This is a genomic window from Ruegeria sp. BHSC223 (assembly GCF_059613025.1).
Genome location: NZ_JBXWRR010000008.1, coordinates 152,295 through 158,381, shown reverse-complemented (window position 1 = coordinate 158,381; position 6,087 = coordinate 152,295). Strand labels below are relative to the sequence as shown.

At 60.1% G+C, this 6,087-nt stretch carries 3 protein-coding genes; 1 reads left to right on the top strand and 2 read right to left on the bottom strand.

The annotated features are described in order from the left end of the window. Positions 1–2,926 (top strand): Ig-like domain-containing protein (locus tag AC2FNY_RS14085; RefSeq protein ID WP_496802851.1); only part of this gene is annotated, 2,926 nt, incomplete at its 5' end. A gap of 80 nt (positions 2,927–3,006) precedes the next feature. Here AC2FNY_RS14085 and metG read toward each other — a convergent pair. Both metG and AC2FNY_RS14075 read right to left on the bottom strand, forming a co-directional pair. Continuing rightward, positions 3,007–4,725 (bottom strand): methionine--tRNA ligase, encoded by a 1,719-nt coding sequence (gene metG / locus AC2FNY_RS14080; protein WP_496802850.1) that lies wholly within the window; start codon positions 4,723–4,725, stop codon positions 3,007–3,009. A gap of 75 nt (positions 4,726–4,800) precedes the next feature. After that, a complete protein-coding gene (locus AC2FNY_RS14075) occupies positions 4,801–6,033 on the bottom strand; it encodes an MFS transporter (RefSeq protein WP_496802849.1) in 1,233 nt (410 codons plus the stop codon). Positions 6,034–6,087 lie beyond the last annotated feature (54 nt).

Genomic DNA, 6,087 nt, shown 5'->3' with positions numbered 1-6,087 from the left:
GCTGAGCTATACGCCGGATGCGAATTTCAACGGGACCGACACGTTCACCTACACGGTGAGCGACGGCAATGGCGGTGCCGACACGGCAACGGTGACGGTGACGGTGACGGGTGTGAACGACGCACCGGTTGTTGCTTCGACCATCAATGTGCAGACAAATTCTGAGGATGACGGTTTTGCGGGCATAGTTGCCCCGGACTTTTTCCAATTGAACAATCGCGCCAATGATGTCGACGATGACGACGATCCAAGCACGCTCACGTACCAGTACAGCAATTTCTCGACGACGGCATTCGAGGTCACGACAGGTGGATTGCAGCTCAATATTGCCGGTAATTTCGATCATTTGGCTGTGGGAGAGTCTACGCAGGCTACAGCTACGGTGGTCGCAACAGACAGTCACGGTGCGCAGTCAAACGAAGGCACGCTGATATGGACTATCACCGGCGTCAACGATGATCCGACACTGGCGGCGGGTACTCTGCTGGCCACAGAGGACGGGGGCGCCGTTAGTCTGAATCTTGCCACCCTTGGGGACGATGTCGATAGCGACGATGACGCAAACAGCTTGACCTATGCGGTGACGGGGCAACCTTCGGAGGGAAGCGCCACGGTCAATGGCACGATGCTGACGTTCGACCCAGGCGACGATTTCCAAGATCTTGCCGTTGGGGAGACGCAGCAGGTCAGCATTCAGGTCACGGCAACGGATTCGCACGATGCGACGGCAGTGAACAATGTGACGGTAACGGTGACTGGTGTGAACGACGCACCCGTTGCGACGAATTTCGCGACCACTGTGACCGAGGATTCCGGGGCAAACGCGATCAATGTCTTCAGCAATGTGTCTGATGTGGACGGTGACGATCTGGAGATTGTCTCCGTCAGCACCGCGGGCAGCGGGACGGTCGTTGTCATGAATAACGGCACACCTGGCGACACTACAGATGATTTCATCACGTATCAGCCGAGCGCTGATTTCAATGGTATCGAGAGCATCTCCTACACGGTGAGTGACGGCAACGGCGGCAGCGACACCGGTACGATAACCGTCACGGTCGAGGCGGTGAACGATCCGCCCGTTGCGAATGACGACACTTTCAACGGGACCGAAGATCAGCCGATCACCGGCTCGGTGCTGACCAACGACACGGACGACGGCGACATCAATCCGGCGCCGCTGGTGGTGAGTTCGTACACACAGCCAGGGAATGGTACAGTTACGGTCGCTTCAAACGGAAGCTTTACATATACGCCCAGCCAGAACTTTAGCGGGCAGGACAGCTTTACCTATACTGTTGTCGATGGGGTCGGTGCGACGGATACAGCCACTGTCATACTGAATTTGGCGGAGGCGAACGATGATCCGGTGGCCAAGTCCGACTTTGGCATAACCGACCAGGGCGAAGCGGTCACGATCAACGTCGTTGCAAATGACGAGGACGAGGAAGGCGATACGCTGACGGTCACATCGGTCGGCGGTGCATCGAACGGTACCGTGTCGTTTAGCGGGGGAACGGTAACCTATACGCCAAACGCAAATTTTGACTATGGCGTTGACAGCTTCACTTATACTGTTAGCGATGGAAATGGCGGTACGGACAGTTCGACCGTTACCGTTCTGGTGGAGCAGGACGTATCGACGCTGCCAACCGGACTTCCGGTTTCGATCACATTCAACCCCGAGACGCCCGGGGAACCGCCTGGATCGTTTTTTGTGAACGTCATTCCTGTCTCGTCGAATTCCATCAATCTCGTCATTGCGATGGATAGTTCCGGCAGTATTACCCTGAGTGGCTGGAACGATATGAAGGAGGCCGTCGAAGGGGCGCTGAGTGAGTTGAAGTCGCAGTTCGACAACTCGATTACGGATGTGAATGTCAGTCTGATATCATACAGCAGCGGCGTTCAGCAGTCGGCAACCTACGATTTGGTTGATCAATACTCTTCGCTGATCACCGCATTGGACGGACTACCTTTCCAGGCAGGCAATACCAACTGGGAAGCGGCATTTGACGCGTCGAAAGCTTTCTTTGTCGCGCAGAGCGACGGCGTCAACATTCTGTATTTCATAACTGACGGGAACCCGGTGCCGACGAACCAAGAGTGGCAAGAGGCGCTTTCGGAACTGAATGCCAGCGTTTCCGTTGATATCGAAGCCTTTGCAATCGGTCCGCAGGTCGATTTGGGGAATCTCAATCAGGTCGATTCAGATGGAAGCGCGACGACGGTCACCAGCCCATCGGCTCTTGCGACCGCGTTTTCGGAAACGCCGCTGTTTAATGCCCAGTTGGTCGATTTTTCGCTCGAGCTTTATGTTGACGGAACGGATCTGGGAGAGATCGCAGATGAAGACAGCGATGCCGTCTCCAGCAACGGTTTGAACTATACGGTTACCTTGGAGGACGTTCCCGGGATCGACGATATGTTGGGAGAGATCAATGTCTTCACAGCAACTGCTATTTTCGATCTGGACGGGGTAGTTGAAACCACCAGTGATCGTATAGAGCTGTTTGCCGGTGGAGTTATTCAAGCTGAGCCTGAAGCCGGGGCTAGCTCGGGGTCTGCGGTTGCAGCCTATGTCGACATGTCCGCTGTGTCGGAACCCGGCCTGTTGCCGTCAGATGACACCGTGCCTGTGTTTGATGGGGGCTCTCCGCAGGGATTTGGAAAGGTGGAAGAAACCTCTGAGTTAGAGCCAAGTGTGCTGGCCGGCTTGATCGAAGACGGGAATGACGATCTGCTGGCTGCTTTGGAGTTGCCAGGGCAAAATTCAGAGGTTGGAGGCACCGTGAACGGCGCTGACAATCAAACGTCTGCGACGACACCATCCGGCCCCGATGTTTTTGCCGGGCTTGCCGATATCGGACTATTCGACACTCTCGGCCTCGATCACGAGCTTGCGGGAGCGGCAGCCACTGCCTGAGCCGGAATTGCCGCCCATGGCCTCAAGTGCCGATCCGCCCGTTTCCGGGCGGATCGTGACTAATGAGCAGCGTGCGCGGTTTAGCTCCGCACCCCTGAGAAACGCTGTTGCCAGCCCTCGCGATCCTCATCACTGATCTTGGCGAACAGGACCTCGGGTACCGTGAAGGCGTGACCCGGCGCCAGCACGTTCAGCGCGGCTGCGATATCCTCGGGCCAGCTGTCATCGCCAGTCTGCATCGCCTCAAGCATCCGCGCCGAGGCGGCGGGGATAAAGGGCGCGCTGAGCACCGCATAGAGGCGGATCAGGTTGAGACCCAGCCGCACTTGTGCGGCCGCCTGCACCGGATCGGTCTTGAACAGGGTCCAGGGCGCCGCACTTTGCAGGTATTCGTTACCTGCGGCCCAGATCGCGCGCAGCTCCTGCGCCGACTTACGGACCTCCATCGCCTCCATATGCCCCTCATAGGCGCGCACCCGGGTGGTCAGTTCCGCGATCAGCGCCTCTTCCTGCGGGCCGTATGCGCCACCCTCGGGCACCTCCTCGCCGAATTTCGAGCGGCAGAACTTGGTGATGCGGCTGACGAAATTGCCCAGCACATCGGCCAGATCCTTGTTCACGCTGGCCTGGAAGTTCTCCCAGGTGAATTCGCTGTCGCTGTTTTCCGGCGCATGGGACAGGAGCCACCAGCGCCAATAGTCGGCGGGCAGGATCTCCAGCGCCTGATCCATGAACACGCCACGGCCCTGCGAGGTCGAGAACTGGCCGCCGTCGTAATTCAGGTAGTTGAAAGATTTCAGGTGGTCGACCATCTTCCACGGCTCGCCCGAGCCGATCAGGGTGGCCGGAAAGCTCAGCGTGTGGAAGGGCACGTTGTCCTTGCCCATGAACTGCACATAGCGCACGTCATCCGCGCCCTTGTCGGTGCGCCACCAGCGTTCCCATTCCGCGTCGCTCTTGCCATGCGCCTCGGCCCATTCGCCGGCGCAGGCGATGTATTCGATGGGCGCGTCGAACCAGACATAGAAGACCTTGCCCTCCATCCCCGGCCAGTCCTGCTCGCCCTTCTTGACCGGGATGCCCCAGTCCAGATCGCGGGTGATGCCGCGATCCTGCAAGCCGTCGCCGTCATGCAGCCATTTCTTGGCGATCGAGGTGGTCAGCACCGGCCAGTCGGTTTTCGAGTCGATCCAGGCGTCGAGCTGATCCTTGAGCGCCGATTGCCGCAGGTAGAGGTGCTTGGTCTCGCGCACCTCCAGATCGGTGGAACCGGAGATGGCCGAGCGCGGCTCGATCAGGTCGGTCGGGTCCAGCTGCTTGGTGCAGTTCTCGCACTGGTCGCCGCGCGCCTTGTCGTAACCGCAATTGGGGCAGGTGCCCTCGATATAGCGGTCGGGCAGGAACCGGCCATCGGCATTGGAATAGACCTGCCGCTCGCTCACTTCGCGTATCAGGTCGTTCTCGGCCAGTTTGCCCGCGAAATGCTGGGTCAGCTTGTGGTTCTGCGGGCTGGACGAGCGCCCGAAATGATCGAAGCTCAGGCCAAAGCGCCGGGCGATATCGGCCTGCACCTCGTGCATCTCGGCGCAATATTCGGCCACCGGCTTGCCCGCCTTGGCGGCGGCCAGTTCGGCGGGGGTGCCGTGCTCGTCGGTTGCGCAGAGGAACATCACCTCGTTGCCCCGGCCACGCTGGTAGCGCGCATAGAGATCGGCGGGCAGCTGCGAGCCCACCAGATTGCCGAGGTGCTTGATCCCGTTGATATAAGGGATCGCCGAGGTGATCAGAATACGTGCCATTGTCCCACTTCCGCGAAAATCGTCTGCGGTTCCTTTAACCCAGCCGCGCAGGGGGAGAAATCCCCCTTTTCGCCCTTACCGTTCCTCGCGCTCTTCACGCGAACGTTTCTGGAGCCGACCGATCGTGAACGAGGTGCGCGGCGCGAAGACATAGTTGGTGCGTGCCTCGGGCGTGGGGCGGGCCCGCATCCGGGTCAGGCCAAAGCCGATCAGGAACAGATGCGCGACCGCGATCAGGGCGAACAGGGCGGGCGGGCCAAAGCCTTCGATCAGGGTCGATGCCAGATAGGGTGCCGCGATGGCCCCCAGCGCGTACCAGAACATCAGCGCCGCCGACAGCTCGACCCGCTGTTCCGAGGTGGCAAAGTCATTGGCATGCGCCGCCGAGATCGAGAAGATCGGGAACGAGGTAAAGCCGAACAGCCCGGCCGCCAGCATAACGCCCAAGGTGCCGGTGCCGCCCGCCGCCGCAATCACGGCACAGGACCCCATCGCCGCGACAGAGATCCAGATCAACACCCAGCGGCGGTCGTATTTGTCGGCCAGCCAGCCAATGGGATATTGCGCGGCAACCCCGCCCAGCACAAAGGCGGCCAGGAAAAACGCGATCTGATTCACCGCCAGCCCCACTTCTTGGCCATAAAGCGGCCCAACCATGCGGAACGAGGCAGAGCTGACCGCCGAAACGATCACCCCGGCCACCGCCAGTGGCGAACAGAACCAGGCCAGGCCAGGGCGCAGGCGCGGGGCATCGGGGGTCTCGGGCTGGCTGGCCTTGGTCAGGGTCAGCGGCAACAGCGCGGCGCAACACAGCACCGCCAGCAGGTTGTACGAGACATAATGGGCTGGTGGCAGCACCGCGATGATCAGCTGCGCACAGAGCGAGGCGCCGGAATCCGCGATCCGGTAGGTGCCCATGGCGCGGCCGCGGATCTCGTTGGTCAGCTTGGCGTTCAGCCAGGCCTCGATCACCGTATAGCAGCCCGCGACACAGATACCTGACGCGATCCGCATCACCGCCCAGGCATAGGGATCCTCGGTCAGGGTATGGCCGATCAGGCCCATCGCCCCCAATGCGGTGCAGGCGGCAAAGGCGCGCGAATGCCCGACCGACCCCATAAGGCGGGGCGCCCACCAGCAGCCAATGAAGAAGCCAAAGAAATGCGCCGAGCCCAGCATACCGATCTGGGCCTTGGAAAACTCTAGCGTGATGCCCGAAATCGCATCCAGCGGGCCAACGCCACCGGTCGAGAGCTGCAACAGGATGACCGAGAGAAACAGGGCGGCAAAGGAAATGACTGTACGCATGGGATCGGGTGATATCCGGGCAGGGGACCTTGGTCTGTCGATTTACCGACGATT